We start from the raw sequence: 513 nt of genomic DNA on the forward strand, positions 1-513 counted from the left end.
CCACGCACTGATCCAGGAACCCTGCCGTCGGGTCCCCGTCAACCGCCGACCTGACCTGCCCGGCGGCAAACGGGCGCAGGTTCGGCTTGTCATAGGGCGAGCGGCCGATCAGCACGCCATCCCTGCCCGTCAACGTCTCGCTCTTGAGCGTCGGCACATGGACGTGGCCATCACCGGACGGCACGGCGACCGCGCCCGGACCGTCGATGTGTCCGGCCGTCACGGTGCGAAACAGCTCTTCGGACGTCAACGCGCGCCCTTGCTGGCTCTCGAGCCAGGCCCTGGCCTTCTCGCGCGCCTCATCCGCCACCAGTTCGCTGCGCGGATAATGTTGCGCCGCCAAGGCGGGCAGGGACGATCTCCTTCCCTCGCCAAAGGCAGCCACCCGATCGGAATCGCCCGTTTGACCGGCCCGGCGAACCGTTGGCATACGCGCGGCCAGCGAGGCCTTGATGAAGCCGCAGCCGTCATGCGGCCGCAAGGCGATCGGGCCTGCCTTTCCAGTCAGCTTGA

The 513-nt window shown here is 68.4% G+C and carries 1 pseudogene; it reads right to left on the reverse strand.

Annotated features, from left to right (window positions below):
• Window positions 1-513 (reverse strand): annotated as a pseudogene (locus tag OHD62_RS35590) (shikimate kinase); the annotation flags it as partial.

It is taken from the genome of Mesorhizobium sp. YC-39, assembly GCF_025753795.1.
Taxonomy (GTDB): domain Bacteria; phylum Pseudomonadota; class Alphaproteobacteria; order Rhizobiales; family Rhizobiaceae; genus Mesorhizobium.